General features: G+C 71.5%; 19 protein-coding genes. 15 read left to right on the top strand and 4 right to left on the bottom strand.

Translation table 11 applies throughout. The features are described from left to right. Positions 1-241 precede the first annotated feature (241 nt). Positions 242-1,405: a nitric oxide synthase oxygenase gene (locus tag ACTWNK_RS12940; RefSeq protein WP_474304158.1), complete on the top strand. Its 1,164-nt coding sequence runs from the start codon at positions 242-244 to the stop codon at positions 1,403-1,405. Between the two features lie 6 nt (positions 1,406-1,411). Here ACTWNK_RS12940 and ACTWNK_RS12945 read toward each other — a convergent pair whose 3' ends face one another. Then, the gene (locus ACTWNK_RS12945) at positions 1,412-2,617 is read right to left on the bottom strand and encodes a hypothetical protein (RefSeq protein ID WP_474304159.1); all 1,206 of its coding nucleotides are present in this window, start codon (positions 2,615-2,617) and stop codon (positions 1,412-1,414) included. Positions 2,618-2,903: 286 nt separating this feature from the next. On the opposite strand from ACTWNK_RS12945, the gene ACTWNK_RS12950 reads away from it, so the two are divergent. The 7 genes from ACTWNK_RS12950 (at position 2,904) to ACTWNK_RS12980 (ending at position 11,364) form a co-directional block, all read left to right on the top strand. Continuing rightward, complete coding sequence (locus ACTWNK_RS12950) at positions 2,904-4,325, top strand: amidase (RefSeq protein WP_474304160.1); 1,422 nt, start codon at positions 2,904-2,906, stop codon at positions 4,323-4,325. 19 nt (positions 4,326-4,344) lie between these two features. Then, positions 4,345-5,118, top strand: a complete 774-nt coding sequence (locus ACTWNK_RS12955; RefSeq protein ID WP_474304161.1) for an enoyl-CoA hydratase-related protein — start codon at positions 4,345-4,347, stop codon at positions 5,116-5,118. 168 nt (positions 5,119-5,286) lie between these two features. Then, positions 5,287-6,210, top strand: coding sequence for a glutathione S-transferase C-terminal domain-containing protein (locus tag ACTWNK_RS12960; protein ID WP_474304162.1), 924 nt, complete (start codon positions 5,287-5,289; stop codon positions 6,208-6,210). Positions 6,211-6,258: 48 nt separating this feature from the next. Beyond that, positions 6,259-7,890 (top strand): ABC transporter substrate-binding protein, encoded by a 1,632-nt coding sequence (locus ACTWNK_RS12965; RefSeq protein WP_474304163.1) that lies wholly within the window; start codon positions 6,259-6,261, stop codon positions 7,888-7,890. Next, complete coding sequence (locus ACTWNK_RS12970; protein ID WP_474304164.1) at positions 7,887-8,903, top strand: ABC transporter permease; 1,017 nt, start codon at positions 7,887-7,889, stop codon at positions 8,901-8,903. Before ACTWNK_RS12965 ends, ACTWNK_RS12970 begins: the two co-directional genes overlap by 4 nt. Continuing rightward, complete coding sequence (locus ACTWNK_RS12975; RefSeq protein ID WP_474304165.1) at positions 8,900-9,748, top strand: ABC transporter permease; 849 nt, start codon at positions 8,900-8,902, stop codon at positions 9,746-9,748. Before ACTWNK_RS12970 ends, ACTWNK_RS12975 begins: the two co-directional genes overlap by 4 nt. Next, complete coding sequence (locus ACTWNK_RS12980; protein ID WP_474304166.1) at positions 9,745-11,364, top strand: dipeptide ABC transporter ATP-binding protein; 1,620 nt, start codon at positions 9,745-9,747, stop codon at positions 11,362-11,364. Before ACTWNK_RS12975 ends, ACTWNK_RS12980 begins: the two co-directional genes overlap by 4 nt. A 3-nt stretch (positions 11,365-11,367) precedes the next feature. On the opposite strand, the gene galK is transcribed toward ACTWNK_RS12980, so the two are convergent. After that, a complete protein-coding gene (gene galK / locus ACTWNK_RS12985) occupies positions 11,368-12,528 on the bottom strand; it encodes a galactokinase (protein WP_474304167.1) in 1,161 nt (386 codons plus the stop codon). 55 nt (positions 12,529-12,583) lie between these two features. On the opposite strand from galK, the gene ACTWNK_RS12990 reads away from it, so the two are divergent. The 3 genes from ACTWNK_RS12990 (at position 12,584) to ACTWNK_RS13000 (ending at position 16,388) form a co-directional block, all read left to right on the top strand. Beyond that, positions 12,584-13,366 (top strand): 1-aminocyclopropane-1-carboxylate deaminase/D-cysteine desulfhydrase, encoded by a 783-nt coding sequence (locus ACTWNK_RS12990; protein WP_474304168.1) that lies wholly within the window; start codon positions 12,584-12,586, stop codon positions 13,364-13,366. Positions 13,367-13,416: 50 nt separating this feature from the next. Then, a complete protein-coding gene (locus tag ACTWNK_RS12995) occupies positions 13,417-13,920 on the top strand; it encodes a DinB family protein (RefSeq protein WP_474304169.1) in 504 nt (167 codons plus the stop codon). Positions 13,921-14,018: 98 nt separating this feature from the next. Next, positions 14,019-16,388, top strand: coding sequence for an FdhF/YdeP family oxidoreductase (locus tag ACTWNK_RS13000; protein WP_474304170.1), 2,370 nt, complete (start codon positions 14,019-14,021; stop codon positions 16,386-16,388). Here the strand turns inward: ACTWNK_RS13000 and ACTWNK_RS13005 are convergent. After that, positions 16,348-16,953, bottom strand: coding sequence for a hypothetical protein (locus tag ACTWNK_RS13005; RefSeq protein ID WP_474304171.1), 606 nt, complete (start codon positions 16,951-16,953; stop codon positions 16,348-16,350). The genes ACTWNK_RS13000 and ACTWNK_RS13005 overlap by 41 nt on opposite strands. Before the next feature lie 94 nt (positions 16,954-17,047). Here ACTWNK_RS13005 and ACTWNK_RS13010 point away from each other — a divergent pair, with 94 nt between their 5' ends. The 3 genes from ACTWNK_RS13010 to ACTWNK_RS13020 all read left to right on the top strand — a co-directional run bounded on the left by ACTWNK_RS13010 (position 17,048) and on the right by ACTWNK_RS13020 (position 19,411). Continuing rightward, positions 17,048-17,656 (top strand): TetR/AcrR family transcriptional regulator, encoded by a 609-nt coding sequence (locus ACTWNK_RS13010; RefSeq protein WP_474304172.1) that lies wholly within the window; start codon positions 17,048-17,050, stop codon positions 17,654-17,656. Positions 17,657-17,720: 64 nt separating this feature from the next. Next, a complete protein-coding gene (locus tag ACTWNK_RS13015; protein ID WP_474304173.1) occupies positions 17,721-18,866 on the top strand; it encodes an acyl-CoA dehydrogenase family protein in 1,146 nt (381 codons plus the stop codon). Between the two features lie 56 nt (positions 18,867-18,922). Further along, positions 18,923-19,411: a hypothetical protein gene (locus ACTWNK_RS13020; RefSeq protein ID WP_474304174.1), complete on the top strand. Its 489-nt coding sequence runs from the start codon at positions 18,923-18,925 to the stop codon at positions 19,409-19,411. Here ACTWNK_RS13020 and ACTWNK_RS13025 read toward each other — a convergent pair. Continuing rightward, positions 19,408-20,334 (bottom strand): LysR family transcriptional regulator, encoded by a 927-nt coding sequence (locus ACTWNK_RS13025; RefSeq protein WP_474304175.1) that lies wholly within the window; start codon positions 20,332-20,334, stop codon positions 19,408-19,410. The two genes, ACTWNK_RS13020 and ACTWNK_RS13025, sit on opposite strands and share 4 nt — an antisense overlap. Positions 20,335-20,427: 93 nt before the next feature. Between ACTWNK_RS13025 and ACTWNK_RS13030 the strand changes: the two genes are divergently transcribed. Continuing rightward, on the top strand, positions 20,428-21,132 hold the full coding sequence (locus ACTWNK_RS13030; protein WP_474304176.1) for an MBL fold metallo-hydrolase: 705 nt from the start codon (positions 20,428-20,430) through the stop codon (positions 21,130-21,132). The last annotated feature ends 342 nt before the right edge of the window (positions 21,133-21,474 follow it).

The following is a 21,474-nucleotide window of genomic DNA, read 5'->3' on the forward strand; positions in this document are numbered from 1 at the left end:
CGATCTTGCGACTACCCAGAGCGATGCATTGATCACGCGGTTTCCGATTTGGGGGACAAGTGATGGTCGGTAGGTGAAGGATGGGATTTGCCGTGCTGGAGCTGGTGCGGCGCCGCGGGACGACATGGCAGCGGCGGGGTGAGGACGCCGCGCATAGGACGGTTCGCCGACCCGGAATCGGCTGGACGGTTCGCAAACAATGGAATGTGTTGGTTGCTGCGTGCGTACGTGGATCCGGTCCTTGCGTCCCTTCGATACGACAGCCGTACCTTCGACGATGCAGAAACACCGCACGACGGTCGACCTGCGGGAGGCCGAAAGGTTCGTCAGGCTCTTTCACCAGGAGAACCCCAAGGCCGGTGACCCTCAACGGCGGCTGCGGGAGGTGGCCAGGGATGTGGCGAGGTACGGCGCCTACACCCATACGGCGGAGGAGCTGGAGTTCGGGGCCAGAGTGGCCTGGCGCAACAACAGCCGGTGCATAGGACGGCTGTACTGGCGCTCGCTCAAGGTGCGCGACAGACGGGAGGTGGAGTCGGCCGAAGGCGTGGCGATGGAGTGCGTCGAGCACCTGCGGGAGGCCACGGCGGGCGGCAGGATCCGCCCGACGATCACGGTGTTCCCGCCCGACCTGCCCGATCGAAGAGCGCCGAGGATACTCAACGACCAGCTCATCCGCTATGCGGGCTACCAGGCCGACGACGGCGGTGTGGTGGGCGATCCCCGCTATGTGAAGTTCACCGCCCGCGTGCAGGCCATGGGCTGGAAGGGCGCGGGCGGCCGGTTCGACGTGCTCCCGCTGCTCATCAGGCCGGGCGACGGCGAGCGGCAGGAGGGCGTCCTGATGTGCGAGGTGCCGGGCGACGCGGTCCTGGAGGTGCCGCTGGCGCATCCGGACTACGCCTGGTTCGCCGAGCTCGGGCTGCGCTGGCATGCCGTGCCCGCCATCGCCGACATGTGCCTGGAGATCGGCGGCATCTGCTACCCGTGCGCGCCGTTCAACGGCTGGTACATGGGCGCCGAGATCGGGGCGCGCAATCTGGCCGACCACGACAGGTACGACCAGCTCCCGGTGATCGCCGAACGCCTCGGTCTCGACATGCGGCGGGAGCGCTCGCTGTGGCGCGACCACGCGCTCGTCGAGCTGAACGTGGCCGTGCTGCACTCGTTCGAGGCGGCGGGCGTGACGATGACCGACCATCACACCGAGGCCAGGCGCTTCCTGACCCACCTGGAGCGTGAGGAGAGCTCGGGCCGGGTCTGCCCGGCCGACTGGACGTGGATCGTGCCTCCGCTGTCGGGCGCCGCGACACCGGTCTTCCATCGCTACTACGACAACAGCCCGCTGCGGCCCGCCTTCGTGCACCACCAGGAGGTGTGCGGCAGGCCCCTGACCACAGGGTGAGAGCGCCTACAGGGTGAGGCGGTAGAGGGTGAGCGGGCGGCCACTGGAGCCGCTGGTCAGATTGCCGGTGCGCTCGGCCAGACCGGCGAGCTCCAGGCGGTGCAGCATCCTGCGGGCCGTACGCTGCTGCACCGCGAGGCGTTCGGCGATCTCGCGGGTGGTCAGCGGCTGGTCGCCCGCGGTGTCCCTGGCCTCGAGCAGCTTCTCCAGCGTGGCCACCGACAGGCCGACCCTGCGGGCCAGTACCGGCAGGTTCTGCTCGCTCACCGGCGGGGCGGCGACGGACTCCAGCACGATGTCGGTGTCGGCGCGCAGCGACAGCACGGCGGCCACGTCGCCGATCCGCCTGGCCCTGGCCAGCGCCCTGCGGGCCAGGCTCTCCGCCTCGGCGGCGCTGCGGCCCAGGCCGAACCCGGCGCGTACGACCTGGCTGTAGACGGCCAGGCGGGCGAGCATCGGCAGGCAGGAGAAGCCGCCGGTGGCGTCGTAGAGCGGACCCCGGGTCGTCACCAGCAGATGGGTGCCGCCCCTGAAGGCGGCCACGGTGCCGCCGAGCGCCGTCGCCTCACGCAGCAGCCCCTCCTCGCCGTCGATCTCGATGAGCCCGAGCGCGATCTGCGCGTCCTCCTGCGCTTGGCCCTCGGCCGAGAGCAGGAGCTGGCGCAGGGCGACCCGCACCGAGTGCACCGAAGGCGCCAGCCGCAGCACGGGCAGCTCGCCGCGCAGGACCTCGTGCACGGAGCTCAGACAGGTGATCACGGCATGCGAGCCGCCGCGCCGGTGGAAGGAGGTGGCCGCCTGCGAGGTCAGACCGCTGCGGTAGGGCAGCACGCGCAGGTCGCCCGTCGGCAGCCCGGCCTCGGTGAACGTCGCGGCGACGTCGGCGCTCGACAGCGTGTCGATGGACAGCCGGGTGACGTCGTGCCCCTGGTGCTGCAGCCGGACGAGGGCGCTGAGCAGGGTGGCGCCGGAGTAGTCGACGAAGGCGGCGGGCCTGATCAGCACATCGGCCTCGTGCGCCAGCATGTAGGGCACGATGCCGGTGAACAGCCAGCCCTCGACCGCGGCCGAGTGCGCCTCGACGATCGTGGGCGCCTGCGACTCGTGGTCGTAGTCGAGCCTGAGCGTGCTGACGCCAGGTTGTTCCTCGCAGGTCGCCGCCACGTCGTCCACCAGGTCGTGGGGCCCGACGACTCCGATGAGGATCCCCACACAGGCCTCCTGGCTAGGTTACGGTCGAGGTGGTGCACGCTCACGCGCTTCCCGCCGTGGCGGGTCGTACCTTCGAACGTGTGCTTGGCTCCGGCCGCCGGGCGTCTCGCCGTCGTCGTGGCGGCACCCGGTCCAGGTGCACCGCCGATCGACGTCGCGGCCGTGGCCTCCCATCTTGGCCTACAACACGGCCGATGTCTTCGCCGACGTAGATCCACTTTCGCCGATCGCGGCCCGGCGGAAAAGCGGTGGCGGCCGTGGCGGCCGGCGGCCGATCCTGGGATATGTGCACGTTCACGACTACGCCGCGCTCGACGCGCTCGGCCTGCGCACCCTGATCGCGACCGGCGAGGTGTCGGCCGCCGAGGTCGAGTCCGCCGCCCGCACCGCGCTGACCTGGGCCGATGAGCGGCTCAACGCCTTGGCCCAGCCGCTGCTGCCCAAGGCGCTCGCGCACGCGGGCGACGGCCGGTTCGGCGGCGTGCCGTTCCTGCTCAAGGACAGCGGGCCGATGGCCGAGGGTGTGCCGTTCTCGATGGGCAGCCGGGCGATACCGGATATACCAGCTTGGCACGACAGCGAGCTTATGGTCCGATTCCGGGCCGCCGGTCTGGCCGTACTCGGGGTGACGACCGTGCCCGAGATGGTGATCAGCTTCGCCACCGAGTCGGTCAGGTACGGCGTCACGCGCAACCCCTGGGACCTCGCGCGCGGCGCGGGCGGATCGAGCGGGGGAGCGGCGGCGCTGGTGGCGGCGGGTGCGGTGCCCGTGGCCTACGCCAACGACGGGGCCGGGTCCATCCGGGTGCCCGCCTCGTGCTGCGGCCTGGTCGGGCTGAAGCCGAGCCGGGGACGCGTGTCGTCGGGGCCCGATCTCGGCGAGCCGATGTTCGGCATGGCCTGCGAGTTCGCCCTCAGCCGTACGGTCGGCGACACCGCCGCGCTGCTGGACGCCGTGCAGGGGCCGGGAGTCGGCGACAAGTACACCGCTCCGCCGCCGCTGCGGCCCTACGCCGACGAGGTGGGCGCCGACCCCGGTGTGCTGAAGGTGGCGGTGACGGCCGAGGCCTGGACGGGCGGTGCGGTCGATCCCGAGGTCGCGGCGGCCGCGCACGCCGTGGGGCGGGTGCTCGAAGGCATGGGCCACCACGTGGAGGCGGCGAGTCCCCGGGTGGACTGGGAGGCGGTGCTCGCCGGGCTGCGGGCCGAGGTCATGGCGATCGCCTCGACGTTCCTGCTCGGGCCGAGGCCGCCCGCGCGCGACCGGCTCGAAGCCGTCTCGTGGCAGGCGATCGAGGCGGTCAGGGGCGCCTCCGCGCTCGACCTGATGGCCTGCTTCCAGGCCCAGAACACGCTCTCGCGCACGGTCGGGGCGTTCTTCACCGGGTTCGACCTGCTGGTGACGCCCACGCTGGCGGCGCTTCCCGCTCCGCACGGCACGCTGCGCTACGACGATCCCGGGCACACGCTGGACAGCTGGCTGGAGTCGATGTTCGCCTACGGGCCGTTCACGCCGGTGTTCAACGTCACGGGACAGCCCGCGATCAGCCTGCCGCTGGGCTGGAGCTCGGACGGGCTGCCGATCGGCGTGCAGCTGGTGGCGGGCTACGGCAGGGAGGACCTGCTGCTGCGGGTGGCCTCGGCGCTGGAGGAGGCCGTGCCGTGGCGGGGCAGGCTGCCGGTCGTCTCGCTTGCGCGCCGACAATAGAACATGCTTCTGTAGGCGTATGTCCGATCTCGTACTCTCCCGTCTCGATGCCGGCGTGCTGACGCTGACCTTCAACCGGCCCGACCGGCTCAACGCCTGGACCGATGCGCTCGGCAGGCGCTATTTCGACCTGCTCGAAGAGGCCGAGCGTGACGCCGGGGTGCGGGCGGTCGTGGTGACGGGCGCGGGCAGGGGGTTCTGCGCGGGCGCCGACTTCGACGTGCTGGCCGGGATCCAGCAGGGGGAGGGCGTGGCCGATGTGGACCGCAGGCCCGCCACCTTCCCCACCACGATCCGCAAGCCGATCGTCGCCGCGGTCAACGGCGCGTGCGCCGGGCTCGGTGTCGTGCACGCCCTGGTCTGCGACGTGGTCTTCACCGCGAGCGAGGCCAAGTGGACCACGGCGTTCACCCGTCGCGGGCTGATCGCGGAGTACGGCCTGTCGTGGGTGCTGCCCAGGCTCATCGGCCAGGCCAGGGCCATGGACCTGCTGCTGTCCGGCCGGGTCTTCACCGGGGCCGAGGCGTCCGAGCTCGGCCTGGTGCATCGCGCGGTGCCCGGCGATGAGCTGCTGGCCGCCGCGCAGGACTATGCCGGGCAGCTGGCCGTGCACAGTTCGCCCGCCTCGATGGCGATCGTCAAGCGCCAGGTCTGGGGGGACTGGGACACCACGCTCGAGGAGTCGTCGAGGGCGGCGGTCAAGGAGATGCTGGCCTCGTTCGGGCGGCCGGACTTCGCCGAAGGGGTCGCCAGCTTCCTGGAGCGCCGGGAGCCGCGATTCCCCCCGCTCTGAGCATCTGGCGTCAAGCTGCCTGAGCGATAGTCTTCTCTTACCCGGAACGCCGCATCCCGCTGTGGATGCGGCGTTTTGTTGTTGTCGCCCATCAGGGTCTTGACAGGGATTCCTGTATTTCCTACCTTTTAACTAGGTTAATCGCGATGGACGGGAGACCAGGACGCCATGTCCGAGACCACGCTCAGCTACGCGAGTCCCGTGGACCACGATCTCCACGGTCACTACCGCCCGGGCAACCGTCCTGGCGAGCGTTACCCCTTCAAGGACTGGATCAGCGAGCCCAGGGCGGGCCGCTACCACCTCTACATCTCGGCCGGCTGCCCGTTCGCGCAACGCGCGGCGATCGTGCGGCTGCTCAAGGGCCTTGAGGACGTGGTCTCGCAGTCCTACGTCGACGACGAGCGCGACGGCAGGGGCTGGGCCTTCCGCGAGAACAGGGGACCGGACCCGATCGAGGGCTTCACCCTGCTGCGCGAGGCATACGAGGCCACCGAGCCCGGCTACGACGGGCACATCTCCGTCCCCGTCCTGTGGGACAGGCACGAACACCAGATCGTCAGCAACGACTACGACATCATCACCCTCGACCTGGCCACCCAGCCGTGGGGCGACCCGGCCGTCGACCTCTACCCGGCGCACCTGCGCGGCGCCATCGACGAGGTCAACTCGCTCATCGCCTCGGGCGTCGACCCGCAGGCCGTCGCCTCGGCCACCACCGAGCAGGAGTACACCGCGGCCAGGCGGCGCCTGATCACCACCTTCGAGGAGCTGAACGGCAGGCTGGAGCGCAGCAGGTTCCTGTTCGGCAACCGCATCACCGAGGCCGACGTCCGGCTCTTCCCGACCCTGGTCAGATTCGACCTGGCGCTCAACCCGCACGCCAGGATCAGCGGCCGTGGCCTGACCGAGTTCGCCAACCTCTGGGGCTACGCCCGCGACCTCTACCAGCGCCCGGCCTTCAGGCGCACCACCGACCTCGCCCTCATCGCCACCCACGCGCCCCGTACGGCGTCGCAGTCGTGGCGCATCCCCGTCGAGCCGGTGCTCGGCGACTGGGACGCCCCGCACGGCCGCGCCCGCCTCGGCTGATCCACCTCTACGACCCCTCCTCGACGTAGCAGCTCGTGTAAGGACACCATGAAGATCCCCCCAGCCAGGTCAGCGTCCGTGTTCGCCGTCGCCGCCATGCTCGTGCTCAGCGCATGTGGCACCACAGAGGCGCCCAGCGCCCCCGTCGGCGGCGGGTCCCTCGTCTGGGCCGTCGAGACTCAGCCGATCACCTTCAATCCACACCAGTGGGGCCAGAACAAGGCCAGGCTGCTCGTGCACAACCAGTTCGACTTCCTGGTGGCGAGGGACGCCAAGGGCGGCTTCACCCCGTGGCTGGCGACGTCGTGGAAGGTGTCGCCCGACGGTCTCGTCTACGACTTCACGCTGCGCGAGGACGTCACCTTCCACGACGGCACCAGGTTCGACGCGGCCGCGGTCAAGGCCAACATCGACAAGCTGCGCGAGCCGCAGTACGCGCCTGGCGTGGCCGCCATCCAGCTCGGCAGGCTCAAGACCGTCGAGGTGGTCTCGCCGTACGTGGTGAGGTTCACGCTGGCCTCGCCCGACGGGGTGTTCCTCGACTTCCTGTCCTCGCCTCCGGCCGGGCAGGTCTCGCCCGCCTCGCTGAAGAGCGCCAAGGACGTCAAGGCGGGCGGGCCCGACCTGGTGGGCAGCGGGCCGTTCATCCTGGACAGGTTCGTGCCGGGCCAGGAGGTGCACTACAAGCGCAACCCGGCTTACGCGTGGGGGCCGTCCAACGCCCTGCGTCAGGGGCCCGCCGCGCTGGACGAGGTCACCTACAGGTTCCTGCCCGAGGCGGCCGTCAGGGTGGGGGCGCTCACCTCGGGACAGGTCCAGGTCATCGAGGGCGTGCCCGCGACCGAGGTGGACCTCATCGGCAAGGACCCCTCGCTCAAGCTCGCCACGAGCCTCAACTCGGGCACCGCCTTCAACTACTACTTCAACCAGTCGCACGCCCCCTTCGACGACAAGAAGGTACGCCAGGCCTTCCGGCTCGGCGTCGACGTGGACGCCGTGCTGCAGGCCGTCTACCGGGGTACGGCCAAGCGCGCCTGGAGCATCGTCAGCCCGGCGAGCCCGTTCTACGACGCCTCGCTCGAAGGCGCGTACAAGAGCGACACGGCCGAGGCGGGCAGGCTGCTGGACGAGGCCGGCTGGTCGCAGCGCGACACGGCGGGCTTCCGGGTCAAGGACGGCAAGCGGCTGACCGTCAGGCTCGTGCAGATCGCCCCGTACGTCCGCGACCGGCGTGACGTGCTGGCCCAGGCCGTGCAGGCCCAGATCAAGCAGAGCGTCGGCATCGACCTGAAGATCGTCTCGCTGGACGCGGGAGCGGGTGAGGCCGCGCTGAAGAACGACGAGTACGAGTTGTTCGAGAACTCGCGCGGCGACACCGACGCGGGCAACGCCCTCAACCTGATCCTGCCGGACAAGGCGCCGATCAACCGCTTCAACTTCACCGACCCCAGGATCGACAAGTGGCTCGCCGAGGCCTCGGCCAGCTCCTCGGTCCCCGAGCGCGCGGAGCTCTACCGCAAGGTCCAGCAGGCGGCCGTCATCGAGCACGCCCTGGTCTTCCCGCTCTACGCGCCCGCCGACCAGATCGCACACCAGGCCTCGGTCAAGGGGCTCGGCTTCGAGGCCGTCTCCGGCACACCCGACAGCGCTTACGCCGTCTCGCTCGGGGGGACGGGGTGAGCGCGCTCTCCCAGGAAGCGGTACGCGCGCCGTACCGCACCGAAGACTCCACCCGGTGGCGGGGGCTGGCCGCCACCGGGTGGATCAGACCGGTCGTGCGAAGGCTGGTGGCGGCGGTGGCCGTCCTCTGGGCCGCCGCCACGGCCGCCTTCGCCGCCCTCTGGCTCACGCCGGGCGAGACCATCGACGTGCTCGTCTCCGGCGGCGGAGGCGGGCTCGACACCCCGCAGATCAGGGCCGCGATCACCCAGGAGTGGGGGCTGGACCAACCGGCGCTCGTGCAGTACGGGCGCTACATCGGGCGGTTGCTCGGCGGCGACCTCGGCCGCTCCTACATCCTGCAGCGCGGCGTCGGCGAGGTGGTCGGGGCGCACGTCTGGGCCACCGCGCAGCTCGCCCTGGCCGCCGCCGCGATCGGGGTCGTGCTCGCCGTCGTGGTCGCCCTGGTCACCGCCGGGCGCACCGGCTGGGGCAGGGGCGCGGCCGACACCCTTGAGGTGGCCGCAGCCTCGGTGCCGCCGTTCCTGACCGGCATTCTGCTGCTGTTCGTCTTCAGCTTCACCCTCGGCTGGTTCCCCGTCTCGGGGGCGCAGGGGCCGGTCGCCCTGGTGCTCCCGGCGCTCGCCCTGTCGCTGCCGGTGGCCGGGCTGCTCGGCCAGGTGCTCAGGGACGGCCTGGAACGCGCGCTCGAACAGCCCTTCGCGATCACCGCGAGGGCGCGCGGGCTGACCGAGCGCGCCCTGCTGGCCAGGCACGCCCTGCGCCACGCCCTGCTGCCCGCCGTCACGCTGACCGGCTGGTTCACCGGCAGCCTGCTCGGCGGTGCGGTGATCATCGAGACCGTGTTCGGCAGGCCGGGGCTCGGCATGATCACCGTGGCGGCCGTCGGGGACAAGGACATGCCGGTCGTCATGGCCGTCGTGCTGCTGTCGGCCGTCGTGTACGTCACGGTCAGCACCGTCGTCGACCTCGTCTACCTGATCATCGACCCCCGACTGAGGAGCGGCCGGTGAGCGCCGTCGCCCTCCTGCGGCGCGGCGCCGCGGCGCGTGCCCCCCGGCGCGCCTCGCTCTGGCCGCCCGCTGTGCCGCTGGTGCTCGCCGCCGTCGCCGCACTGTTCCCCTGGGCGCTCACCTCGGCCGACCCGCTGGCCGCCGACCCCCTGCGCGCCCTGGAGGCGCCCAGCTCCGCCCACCTGTTCGGCACCGACCACCTGGGCAGGGACGTCCTGGCCAGAGTCGTGCACGGCGCCGCCGACTCGCTGGGCATCGGGGTGGCCGCCGTCGTGTTCGCAGGAGTGGCCGGACTGCTGGTCGGCCTCGCGGCGGGCCTGGCGCCCCGTGCCTTCGACGAGGTGCTCACCCGGGCGCTCGACGTGCTCGCCACCTTTCCCGAACTGCTGCTCGCCCTGCTCGTCATCGCGATCACCGGTCCGGGCGCGGGCAATGTGATCCTGGCCATCGGGCTCGCGCAACTGCCCAACTACGCCCGCGTGGTGCGGGCCCAGACGTTCGTGGTGCGGCGCTCCGGCTATGTCGAGCAGGCCGTCACCTTCGGGCTCGGCAAGGGCGCACTGGTCGGCAGGCACGTGCTGCCCAACGTGCTCGGGCCGCTGCCCGTGCTGGCCACCATGGGGCTCGGCACCGCGATCGTCGCCGCGTCGGGGCTCAGCTTCCTCGGCATGGGGCCGCAGCCGCCCGCGCCCGAGTGGGGCGCGATGCTCGCCGAGTCGCGCGGCTATCTGCGGGTGGCCTGGTGGGAGGCGCTGTTCCCCGGCCTGGCCATCACGCTGACCGTCATCTGCCTGACCGTGCTGGGACGCAGGCTGCAACGCCGTTTCGAGAGGAGACGCGCATGATCGACGTGGCCGGGTTACGGGTCGCCTTCCCCGGTGTCGAGGCCGTACGAGGGATCTCCTTCACCATCGAGCAGGGCGAGTGCGTGGCCATCGTCGGCGAGTCCGGTTCGGGCAAGAGCGTCACCGCGCGCAGCCTCGTCGGCCTGGCCGGGCACGGAGCCGTCGTCGGCGCCGAGCGCTTCGAGATCGACGGGCGTGACGCGCTCACCTTCACCGAGGCGGACTGGCGGCGGCTGCGCGGGCGTTTCGCCGGGCTCGTCCTGCAGGACGCGCTCGTCTCGCTCGATCCGCTCCGCCGGGTCGGCGACGAGATCGGCGAGGTGCTCGCCACCCATGACGTGGTGCCGCGCCAGGCCAGAGGGCAGCGTGTGCTCGACCTGCTGACCGACGTGGGCGTGCCCGAGCCGGCCCTGCGTGCGGGGCAGCGGGCCCACCAGCTCTCCGGCGGCCTGCGCCAGCGCGCCCTCATCGCCTCGGCCATCGCGGCGGCGCCCCGGCTGATCATCGCCGACGAGCCGACCACCGCGCTCGACGTCACCGTGCAGGCGCAGATCCTGCGGCTGCTGGCCGCGCGCAAGGCCGAGGGCACCGCCCTGCTGGTGATCAGCCACGACCTGGCCGTCGTCTCCTCCTTCGCCGACCGGGTGCTGGTGATGAAGGACGGCGAGATCGTCGAGCAGGGCCCGACCGGGCAGGTGCTCAGCTCGCCCGAACACCCCTACACCAAGCTGCTGCTGGCCGCCGTGCCGTCGGCCGCCTCCCGGGGCACCCGGCTGGGCGCGGTCGCACCCGGCGGGGTCAGCCTCAGGCCGCCGCTGCCCGGCCGTACGGTCACGTCGGACGTCGAGGTGCTGGCCGCGAGCGGGCTGAGCCTGTCCTACGGCGGGCGGCGCGTCGTCGACGACGTCTCGCTCACCGTCGCCAAGGGCGAGGCGCTCGGTATCGTCGGCGAGTCCGGCTCGGGCAAGACGTCGGTCGCCAGGCTGCTGCTCGGCCTGGTCAAGCCGGACGCGGGCCAGGTCGTGCTGCACGGCGAGCCGTGGTCGGTCCTGCCCGAACGGCGCCGCCGCCCGCGCAGGCCGCTCATCCAGCTCATCTCGCAGAACCCGCTCGACTCCTTCGACCCCAGGCACACCGTCGGCCGCCTGGTGGCCGAGCCGCTCGGCGCACGGCCGGGCACGAGCAGGGCCGAGCGGCGCGAGCGCGTCGTCGAGGTGCTTGAGCGCGTCGGTCTCGGCGCGGCCTTCCTCGGCAGGCATCCCAGGGAGCTGTCCGGCGGGCAGCGCCAGCGCGTCGCCATCGCCAGGGCCATCGGTCCCCGGCCCGACGTCCTGGTCTGCGACGAGCCGGTCTCGGCGCTGGACGTCTCGGTGCAGGCCCAGGTGCTCGACCTGCTGGCCGAGATCCAGGCGCAGGACGGGACCGCGCTGGTGTTCGTCTCGCACGACCTCGGCGTGGTGCACCACGTGAGCGACCGTGTGCTGGTCATGCACGAGGGCAGGGTGGTGGAGTCGGGCGACGTCGACGAGGTGTTCTTCCTGCCGCGCCACGACTACACGCGTGCCCTGCTGGCCGCCGTGCCGCGTCTGACCACGGCGGCCGAAGGGTCGCGCTAGGCGTCAGGCCAGGCGGTGCGCGCCCGCCGACGGGGTGGCGGGCAGGAAACGGGGCTCCTTCCAGCCGCGCTCGGCGTAGGCCTGCCGTACCGAGTGTTCGACCGATGCGGCGCGCTCGTCGGCGACCAGGGCGATGGCCGAGCCGCCGAAGCCGCCGCCCGTCATCCTGGCGCCGCGGGCCCCGCCCCGGACGGCGGCCTCGACGGCCACGTCGAGTTCGGGCACCGACACCTCGAACTGGTCGCGCAGCGACAGGTGCGAGGCGTTGAGCAGGGCGCCGATCTCGGTGACCGCGCCCGCGCGCAGCAGGCCGACCAGCGCCTCCACCCGGTGGTTCTCGGTCACGACGTGCTGAACGCGCTTGCGCTCGTCACCGCGCAGCAGGCCGAGCGCGCCCGCCAGGTCGGTGACGTCACGCAGCGACTCGACGCCGAGCCTGCGCGCGGCGGACTCGCAGTCGGCCCTGCGCCTGGCGTACTGGCCGTCGGCGAGCTCGTGGTGCACGCCGGTGTCGATGATGAGGACGCCCAGGCCCTTGGCGCTCAGCTCCAGCGGCACCGCCCTCGACCCGAGCGAACGGCAGTCGAGGAACAGCGCGTGGCCCTCCTTGCACAGCGCGGATGCGGCCTGGTCCATGACGCCGCAGGGCATGCCGACGAAGTCGTTCTCGGCGCGCTGGGCGAGCAGGGCCAGCTCCATGGGCGTCATGGCCAGCTCGTAGGCGGAGTTCAGCGCGCAGGCCACGGCGACCTCCAGGGCGGCGCTCGAACTCAGGCCCGCGCCCTGCGGCACGTCGCCGTCGATCACCAGGTCCGCGCCGAGCGTCACGCCCGCCTCGCCCGCCGCGAGCATCGCGAACACGCCGACGGCATACCGCTCCCAGCTTTCGGCCTGCGCGTGTGCGGTGATCGTGACAGGATCGGCTCCCGTCTGCAGCGACAGCAGCCTGATCGTGGTGTCCTGGCGCGGGGACAGGGCGACGGTGACGCCCCACGGCACGGCGAACGGCAGCACCAGGCCGTCGTTGTAGTCGGTGTGCTCGCCGATGAGATTCACCCGGCCGGGCGCGTGCCAGACGGTCGCGGGCGCACGGCCGTACGCCGCCTCGAACGCTTCGGCGGCCCGTGTGCCGCGGGCGTGCGGAAAACCGTCAGCATCGCGCATAATTCAACACCTCTCAACAGCGACCCGACCGTAGACTAGCGCCATGCTGGCGGAGATGACGGATCCGAGCCTCGCCGGAGCCGGTGTCAGGCTCTTCCTCAAGCACGACGACAACAAAGCCCGCAAACTCCGCCACAATCTCGGCCACCCCAGGGTGCTGACCTTCGGCGGCGCCTGGTCCGGGCACATCCGGGCGGTGGCCGCCGCCGGCCGTGCGCACGGCTTCGAGACGATCGGCGTCATCAGGGGCGAGGAGCACCTGCCGCTCAACCCCTCGCTGGCCCGCGCCCAGGAGCACGGCATGCGCCTGACCTACCTCGACCGGGCGGCCTACCGGCTCAAACACACGCCCGAGGTGCTCGCCAGGCTGCGCGCCGAGCACGGCGACGCGCACGTGCTGCCCGAGGGCGGCAGCAACGCCGAGGCCGTGCGCGGCTGCGCCGAACTCCCGGCCGAGATCGAGGTCGCCTTCGACGTCGTCTGCTGCCCCGTCGGCACCGGCGGGACGCTGGCCGGAATCTCGGCCGGGCTGCGGCCAAGGCAGCGGGCGATCGGCTTCTCGGTGCTGCGCGGGGGCGGCTTCCTGGCGGGCGAGGTGGCCAGGCTGCAGCGCGAGGCGCTCGGGCGGGTGCTGGACAACTGGTCGATCGAGCTCGGCTACCACTTCGGCGGCTACGCCCGCACCGACGCCACCCTCGACGCCCTGGCCGCCCGGCACGCGCTGGAGCGGGTGTACGTGGCCAAGATGGTGTACGGCGTGCTCGACCTCGCCGGGCGCGGCCGATTCCGGCCCGGCACGCGCATCGTCGCCGTCGTGACCGGGCAGCCGTTCCCGTAGCGGCCGTTTAATGGGAGGAGAACGCTCTCACGGGCGTGAATACTGTCCCGGTGAAACGAACCGACACACCGTCCGACTGGGACGAACGATCCACCTGGACCACCCTGCTCGCCTACGCCCGCGCCACCGCCGTCGCCAAGTGCGACGGGCTCACCGAGGAGAACGCCAGGCGGGCCCCGCTTCCCGGCTCGCCGCTCATGACGATCGCCGGGGTGATCAACCATCTGCGCTGGGTCGAGCACTGGTGGTTCGAGGTCGTGATGCTGGGCGAGGAGGACGGAGGGCCGTGGACCGAGGCCGAGCCGGACAAGGAGTTCAGCATCGGCGTCGAACTGCCCCTGGACCAGGTGCTGGCCGACTACCAGGCCCAGTGCGCCCGCATCGACGAGCGCATCGCCGCGCTCGGCCTGGACAGCCGCGCCACCAGGCCCAACCGCAACGGCGAGCGCGCCACCCTGCGCTGGGTGATCGGCCACATGATCGAGGAGACCTCCCGGCACAACGGCCATCTGGACATCCTTCGCGAACTCGCCGACGACGTAAGAGGTACTTAGTACCCACTCGTCCTGTTTCGCTACCCGCCGGGCCGGGCATCGGTTGACATGACGACTCCAGCCCCCCGACTGGATCGGGGAGTGAGGGGGACGTTGTCATGAGCGCTTCCGATGACGAGCGGAACGTCGTACGGCCGAGCGTGGGGGCCGAGCCGCAGGGACCGCCGAGATCCAGGCGCTACCGGCACCCGGCGGCCGGATGGGGAGCGGCCAGGTCCGTCGGGCGTACCCTGCTCGGCCAGGGCGAACTGGTCGAGGGCAGCCGGGCCATCCTGCGGATGAACCACGAGGACGGCGGCTTCGACTGCCCCGGCTGCGCCTGGCCCGACACCAAGGGCCTGAAGCTGGACATCTGCGAGAACGGCGTCAAGCACGTCACCTGGGAGATGACCGGCAAACGGGTGGGACGCGACTTCTTCGCCCTGCACACGGTCACCGAGCTGTCCGGCTGGAGCGACTTCGACCTGGAGGACCAGGGACGGCTGACCGAGCCCATGGTCTACGACGCGGACAGCGACCGCTACGTGCCGATCACCTGGCAGGCGGCCTTCCAGCTGTTCGGCCGTGCCGTACGGGCGCTGGAGGGGCCCGGGCAGGCGGCGTTCTACACCTCGGGCAGGCTCGGCAACGAGGCCACGTTCCTCTACCAGCTGATGGCCAGGGAGCTGGGCACCAACAACCTGCCCGACTGCTCGAACATGTGTCACGAGGCCAGCGGCAGGGCGCTCACCGCGGCGATCGGCACCGGCAAGGGCACCGTCGACCTGCGGGACTGGGAGGCGGCCGACGCGCTGTTCGTCATGGGCGTCAACGCGGCCTCCAACGCGCCGCGCATGCTCACCTCGCTCGCCGACGCCTTCCGGCGGGGCGCCCAGATCGTGCACGTCAATCCGCTCATCGAGGCGGCGGCCGGGCGCACGATCGTGCCGCACGAGCTGACCCAGATGGCGCTGGGCCGCTCGACCAGGACGGGCACCCTCAACCTGCAGCCGCGCATCGGCGGCGACATGGCGCTGATGCGCGGCATCGCCAAGGCCACCCTTGAGCTGGCCCAGAGCGACCCCGGAGCGCTCGACCACAGATTCGTCGAGCGCCACACCGAGGGGTTCGACGCCTACCGCGCGCTGTGCGAGGCCACCACGTGGCAGGAGATCGTGCACCAGTCGGGGGTCACGCGCGAGGAGATCCTCAAGGCCGCCAGGATCTACCGCGAGGCCGACCGCACCATCATCAGCTGGTGTCTCGGCGTGACGCAGCACGAGCACGGCGTCGACACGATCAGGGAGATCGTCAACGTGCTGCTGCTGCGCGGCAATCTGGGCAGGGAGGGCGCCGGGCCCTCGCCGGTGCGCGGGCACAGCAACGTCCAGGGCAACCGCACCTGCGGGATCGACCACCGGCCGGGCAGCAGGTTCCTCGACCGGCTGGCCGCCGTGTGCGGCATCGAGCCGCCTTACGAGCCGGGCCTGGACACCGTCGCCACCGTCAACGCCATGCATCGGGGCGAGGTGAAGGTGTTCGTCGGCATGGGCGGCAACTTCGCACTCGCCGCGCCCGACACCGCCTACACCGCGCAGGCGCTGCGCACGTGCGAGCTGACCGTGCACGTCAGCACCAAGCTGAACCGCAGCCATCTGGTGCACGGCCGCCAGGCCCTGATCCTGCCCTGCCTCGGCCGCTCGGAGACCGACAGGCAGCGCGGCGGGCCCCAGCGCATCTCGGTCGAAGACTCCATGAGCATGGTGCACCTGTCGGCGGGCATGAAGCGGCCCGCCTCACCGCACCTGCTCTCCGAGCCCGCCATCGTCGCGGGCCTGGCCAGGGCCGCACTGCCCGGCAGCGACACGCCGTGGGAGTGGTACGTCGAGGACTACGACCGCATCCGCGACACCATGGCCGAGGTGCTGGAGGGCTTCGAGGACTTCAACCGGCGGGTCCGGCTGCCGATGGGCTTCCGGATCAAGCAGCCGGCCCGTGAGCTGGTCTTCCACACGCCTTCGGGCCGCGCCGAGTTCTCCACGGCCGACCTGCCCGACGTCGTCCCGGTCGCGGGCACCCTCGTGCTGGGCACGCTGCGCTCGCACGACCAGTGGAACACCACCGTCTACTCGGCCGACGACCGTTACCGGGGCATCTCGAACCTGCGCACGCTCGTGTTCATGAACCCCGACGACATGCGCGTGCGCGGCCTGCGGCAGTTCGACCCCGTCGACGTCACGAGCTTCGCCAAGGACGGCAGCACGCGGACGCTGCAGGGCTTCCTCGCGGTCGCCTACGACATCCCGCGGGGCTGCGCGGCAGGGTACATGCCGGAGCTGAACGTGCTGTGCTCGATCAGCGACTACAGCACGCAGAGCGACCAGCCGCTGATGAAGCACCTGCGGGTCACGATCGCCGCCGCGAGCGCGCGCCGGGTCCCGGCCGAGGTCAGCCGAACTGCTCCAGCACCGGATCCAGAAGGGCGTTGAGCTCACGCACGACGACGGCGAGCGCGCGGTGTGCGCTCTCCTCGATGCCGTCGTGCGGCCCTTCGGGAGCCGGAGGCAGGTCGGCCAGCGGGATCGGCGCCTGCACCAGCAGCGACGCCCGCAGGAACGGCCCTCGGGCGAGGTCCTGCTGCGTCGGCTCGACGTACTGGCCGAACGTCTCCTGCCAGTCGCGCCAGCCCCGGTCGCGCCACCAGGCCCGCGACCTGGTCAGCTCGCCGGGCAGGGGCGAGACGATCCTGACCTCGGCCGTCAGCGTGCCGTCCCAGGTGTTGCGCAGGCACTCGGCGCCGAGGATGCGCCGGTCCCAGCGCACGAACCCCGGCGAGAGGCCCGGCGGGCCGGAGGCGCCCGGTGGTTGCGGCGTCGTGGGAGCGGCCTGCGGGGGAGTGGCCAGACGCCAGGCCGTGCAGGCGAACCTGACCGGCGCGATGTCGCCCCACTCGAACTCCTCGGCGTGCTTGCGCACGTGGAGGCTGTAGCGGCTGAGCCCGTCGTCGGCCCGCTCGCGGTCGTACCCCTGGTCGATCCAGAACGCCTTGCCCATGGGACCCCTTTCGACGCGCCCTCACCACGCTAGGCGTTCGTCGGCCTTCTGAGTTGCGCCGTGAGCGTACTGAGCGAGCGCTTAGGATGGCCTCATGGACACCCCCGGCCTCTGGGCCGACGTCGAGCCGCTCGCGGCCAGGAGACTGCTGGAGGCGGCCGTCGTGCTGTTCGCCGAGCGTGGGTACGGCGGAGCCTCCACGCGCGAGATCGCCGAACGCGCGGGCATGAGCCCCGCCGCCATGTACGTGCACTACGCGACGAAGGCCGAACTGCTGTTCACCATCGTGCGCACGGTGCACGAGGCGGCGCACACGGCCGTGCTGGGCGCGATGGGAGCGGTGCCGGACGCCGACGCCCGCGACGTGCGGATCCGGGCCGCGGTGTGGGCGCTCGCGGGCTTCCACGCGCGGCACCAGCGGGCCGCCAGGGTCACGCAGGTCGAGCTCTCCGCCCTGGAGGACGGCAGGCGCGAGGTGATCCAGGCGATGCGCGACCGCACGGACGCGGTGTTCCGCGCCGAGGTCGAGGCCGGGGCCGCGCTGGGCGTGTTCGACGTGGCCGACCTGCCGGGCACCTCCAGGGCGATCGTGTCGCTCTGCGTCGACGTGGCCAGGTGGTACCGCGTGGAAGGGGCGCGCACGCCCGACGAGGTGGGAGCGCTCTACGCCCATCTGGCCGCGCGTATGCTTGCCGTACACTAAGCGAACGCTTAATTGGGCACCGAGGCGGAACGCCGTTCCCGGTCGGCGGTGAGAGGACGGGACGATGCGGCGCAGGCTGTACGGGGAAGACCATGAGGCGTTCAGGGAGTCCGTGCGGGCGTTCGTCGCGCGTTCGGTCGAGCCCAGGGCCGAGGAGTTCATCGAGCGGCGGCTCATCGACCGCGAGGTGTGGCGCGAGGCCGGGCGGCAGGGGCTGCTCGGGCTCGAGGTGCCGGAGCGGCACGGCGGCGGCGCGGCCGGCGACTACCGGTTCAACGCCGTGCTGACCGAGGAGCTCGCCGGGCAGAGCATGGCGCTGGCCTCGTCGTTCGCCATCCACTACGACGTCTGCGCGCCGTACCTGGTCGAGCTCACCACCGACGAGCAGCGGACGCGCTGGCTGCCCGCCTTCTGCGCCGGAGAGCTGATCACGGCCATCGGCATGACCGAGCCGAGCGGCGGCTCCGACCTGGCGGCACTGCGCACGACCGCCGTGCGCGACGGCTCCGACTGGATCGTCAACGGCTCCAAGACGTTCATCACCAACGGCTACCAGGCCGATCTGGTGATCGTCGCCGCACGGACGAGCCCGGACAAGCGGGCCAAGGGCATCACGCTGTTCGCGATCGAGAACGGCATGCCCGGCTTCGAACGCGGCCGCAAGCTCGACAAGGTCGGCCAGCCCGAGGCCGACACCGCCGAGCTGTTCTTCGACCAGGTCAGGGTCCCCGAGGCGAATGTCATCGGCGAGGTCGACCGAGGCTTCGTCGCCATGATGGAACGCCTGCCCCAGGAGCGTCTCGGCTCGGCGATCACCAATGTCGCGCACGCCTCGGCGGTCCTGCGGGAGACGATCGGGTACGCCAAGGAGCGCAAGGCGTTCGGGCAGCCGATCGGCGCCTTCCAGGCCAACAAGTTCACCCTGGCCGACCTGGTGACCCGCATCGACGTCACCCAGGCGTACGTCGACCAGTGCATCGCCGCCCACGCCGACGGCGAGCTGAGCGCGGTCGACGCGGCCAAGGCCAAACTGTGGACGGCCGACGTGCAGAACAGCGTCATCGACGCCTGCGTCCAGCTCTACGGCGGTTACGGGTACATGCGGGAGTACCGCGTGGCCCGGGCCTGGATGGACGCCAGGGTCACCCGCATCTGGGCGGGTTCGAATGAGATCATGCGCGAGATCATCGGCAGGGACCTGGGCCTGTGATGCCGTTCGACGCGGTCTCGCGTCCCGCCTGATCCGCTTCTCCTACGCTTGGCGGGATGACGCCTTCTCCTCCCTCGGTCGACGCCGCTGTGCTCATGGACGGGTTCGCCGGAGCCGTGCTCGGTGCGATCATCGGCGGGCTCGTCGCGGTGGTGGTCACGCGGCAGCTGATCAATGCCGACCGGCGGGCCAGGGCCGAGGACCGTGAGCGCGAGCAGGCGGCGGCGCTGCTGGCCGCCCTGCTCACGCTCGATCGGGCGTGGCGGGAGGAGGACAGGGGGGAGTCGTATCGGCAGATCTATGCGATCACCCAGCACGGCTGGCCGCTGTCCAGGCCGCGTCGGCGCGACTCCGCCGCGACCGCGCGTTTCCGGGCCTGGCTGAACGACGAGCTGACCACGTTGAGCGCGACCCTGGACGAGCAGGGCGACTCGGTCGGGACGCCGCTGGCGGCGCGGGTGGCTTTCCACGACCGGCTTGCCGGGCTGATCACCGGCGTCGGGGGATGGCAGGTCGACCCACGTGCGTGGCAGCGTGCCCGCTAGGGGGCTTCGCCCAGGTCGGCGGCGGGTAGCCAATGTGAGGCGCCGGGCGGCGTGACCTCCGGCAGCTCGTCGAGCAGCATCCGCAAGGCGGCCCCCGTGTTGCGGCGATGCCAGACCAGCGACCACGGATGCAGCGGCGTCGGCCCGGCGAACGGAATGCGCCGAAGCCCGGTGCCCTCCGGGTCGATGGCGATCTCGCCGACGCCCACCGCGACACGCTCGGCGAGGAGTTGGGCGACGAGGTGCCGCTGGCCGAGCGCCGCAGGTCCGAACCGCAACGGAATCCCGAACTCCGTCGTGAACCGCACCAGATAGTCACGCCACTCCACCGACCCCGCCGGATCCGGCATCGCGATCCCCGCCTCCCGCAGATCCCCGGGCCGCAACGCCGTACGCCCCGCCAGCGGATGCTCCTCGCTCACGAACACCGCCAGCGGCTCCAGCCGTACCAGCCGGTGCGCCAGCTCCTCCGGCCACGGCTCACCCAGCCCGTGCACGCGCCCGAACGCGGCGTCGATCTCCCTGCGCCGTACGGCCGGCAGCGCCGCCGCCAGCCCCTGCCGCATGCTCGGCTCCACCGTGAGCTCCGTGTGCCGGGCCGCGAACTCCCGCACGAGCGCCAGCGGAGTGAACCGCTCGTCGTACACATCCACCCGCAACGGCTCGTCCCGTAAGGCCTGCACGGCCGCGTCGAACGCCGCCAGCGCCCGCACCGCCAGCGGCAGCAGCCGTCGTCCCGCCGGGGTCAGCTCGACGCTGCGCGTGGTGCGCTCGAACAGCGGCGTGCCGAGCGCCGTCTCCAGGCCGCGTACCCGCTTGGACACCGCCTGCTGCGTCAGGAACAGCCGCGCCGCCGCCCGCCCGAAGTGCGCCTCCTCGGCAGTGGCCACGAACACCCGCAAGCCTCGTATGTCCACATCCATCTGCATATTCTGCGGTATTGACCACCAGTGGTTGTCAAAGGCCGTCGAACGGTCGTTGGACGTCGTGGGTGCTCGTCGGCTTGGCTGAGACGCGTGGAACACCTGCACGAGATTCGCCCGAACCTCTATATGATCATGCTCGACTTCGGCCAGGCGTACCTGTGGCGCGATCCGGGCGACCAGCTGACCCTGGTCGACACCGGCATCGACGGGTCGGCGCCGAGGATCCTCACCGCGCTCGCCGCGCTCGGGTTCGCCCCCTCCGACCTGCGGCGCATCGTCCTGACGCACTTCCACGAGGACCACACGGGCGCCGCCGCCGAACTCGCCGCACTCAGCGGCGCCGCCGTCCTGGCCCACCACGCCGAGGCGCCCGTCATCCGGGGCGACGTCGCGGCCCCGCCGCCCGACTTCACCCCCGAGGAGCGCACCCTGCACCGCAGCCTCGGCGCCCACCTGCTTCCCCCCGCTCCGCCGTGCCCCGTCGACGTCGAACTCCACGACGGCGACGTCATCGCCTTCGGCGGCGGCGCCCGCGTGGTCTCGGTGCCCGGCCACACCGACGGCAGCATCGCTGTGCATCTGCCCGGCCATGGCGTGCTGTTCACCGGCGACACGGTGGCGCACGTGGAGGGGCGGGTCCTGCCCGGCGTGTTCAACCTGGACCGGGCTCGCCTGATGTCGTCCTATGAGCACCTCGCCGCCTTCCCCGCCGAGCTCGCCTGCGTGGGACACGGAGCCCCCCTCGTCGCCGACGTGCCCAAGGCCCTGCGCGACGCGCTGAGGCCGTCCGCGTAAGTTCCTCCATATCCCTCGGTATGGGCGACTGGAGGCGTGCGGCATGGAATGATGCTCGACGAGGCGATGAGCGACGCCGGGCGTGGACAGACCTTATGCTCTAGCCTTGCCCTGGGTGTTCACACCGCCGAACACCTTCCACGACGAACTCCGAGAGAGAATCGTCAGTGAGGCACTATCGCCGGCGCCGGATTCCCGCGCAGCGCGAGATCGTGAATACCTACGGCTTGTCCGACGGAGTAGCAGAATCCGTGCTGCACACACCCACCTGCGAAGGCCTGCTTAAGGGCGCCATCGTGTTGGCACATTCGTACGCCTGAAGCCGAAGGTTAGCGTTTGGTC

The sequence above is a fragment of the Nonomuraea sp. IBHARD001 genome, from assembly GCF_056106265.1.

Excerpts from the sequence above, each read along its gene's own strand:
- ACTWNK_RS12955 (WP_474304161.1), top strand. The coding sequence starts at position 4,345 with ATGTCCGATCTCGTACTCTCCCGTCTCGATGCCGGCGTGCTGACGCTG.
- ACTWNK_RS12960 (WP_474304162.1), top strand. The coding sequence starts at position 5,287 with ATGTCCGAGACCACGCTCAGCTACGCGAGTCCCGTGGACCACGATCTC.
- ACTWNK_RS12965 (WP_474304163.1), top strand. The coding sequence starts at position 6,259 with ATGAAGATCCCCCCAGCCAGGTCAGCGTCCGTGTTCGCCGTCGCCGCC.
- ACTWNK_RS12980 (WP_474304166.1), top strand. The coding sequence starts at position 9,745 with ATGATCGACGTGGCCGGGTTACGGGTCGCCTTCCCCGGTGTCGAGGCC.
- galK (WP_474304167.1), bottom strand. The coding sequence starts at position 12,528 with ATGCGCGATGCTGACGGTTTTCCGCACGCCCGCGGCACACGGGCCGCC.
- ACTWNK_RS12990 (WP_474304168.1), top strand. The coding sequence starts at position 12,584 with ATGACGGATCCGAGCCTCGCCGGAGCCGGTGTCAGGCTCTTCCTCAAG.
- ACTWNK_RS13000 (WP_474304170.1), top strand. The coding sequence starts at position 14,019 with ATGAGCGCTTCCGATGACGAGCGGAACGTCGTACGGCCGAGCGTGGGG.
- ACTWNK_RS13005 (WP_474304171.1), bottom strand. The coding sequence starts at position 16,953 with ATGGGCAAGGCGTTCTGGATCGACCAGGGGTACGACCGCGAGCGGGCC.
- ACTWNK_RS13010 (WP_474304172.1), top strand. The coding sequence starts at position 17,048 with ATGGACACCCCCGGCCTCTGGGCCGACGTCGAGCCGCTCGCGGCCAGG.
- ACTWNK_RS13015 (WP_474304173.1), top strand. The coding sequence starts at position 17,721 with ATGCGGCGCAGGCTGTACGGGGAAGACCATGAGGCGTTCAGGGAGTCC.
- ACTWNK_RS13020 (WP_474304174.1), top strand. The coding sequence starts at position 18,923 with ATGACGCCTTCTCCTCCCTCGGTCGACGCCGCTGTGCTCATGGACGGG.
- ACTWNK_RS13025 (WP_474304175.1), bottom strand. The coding sequence starts at position 20,334 with ATGGATGTGGACATACGAGGCTTGCGGGTGTTCGTGGCCACTGCCGAG.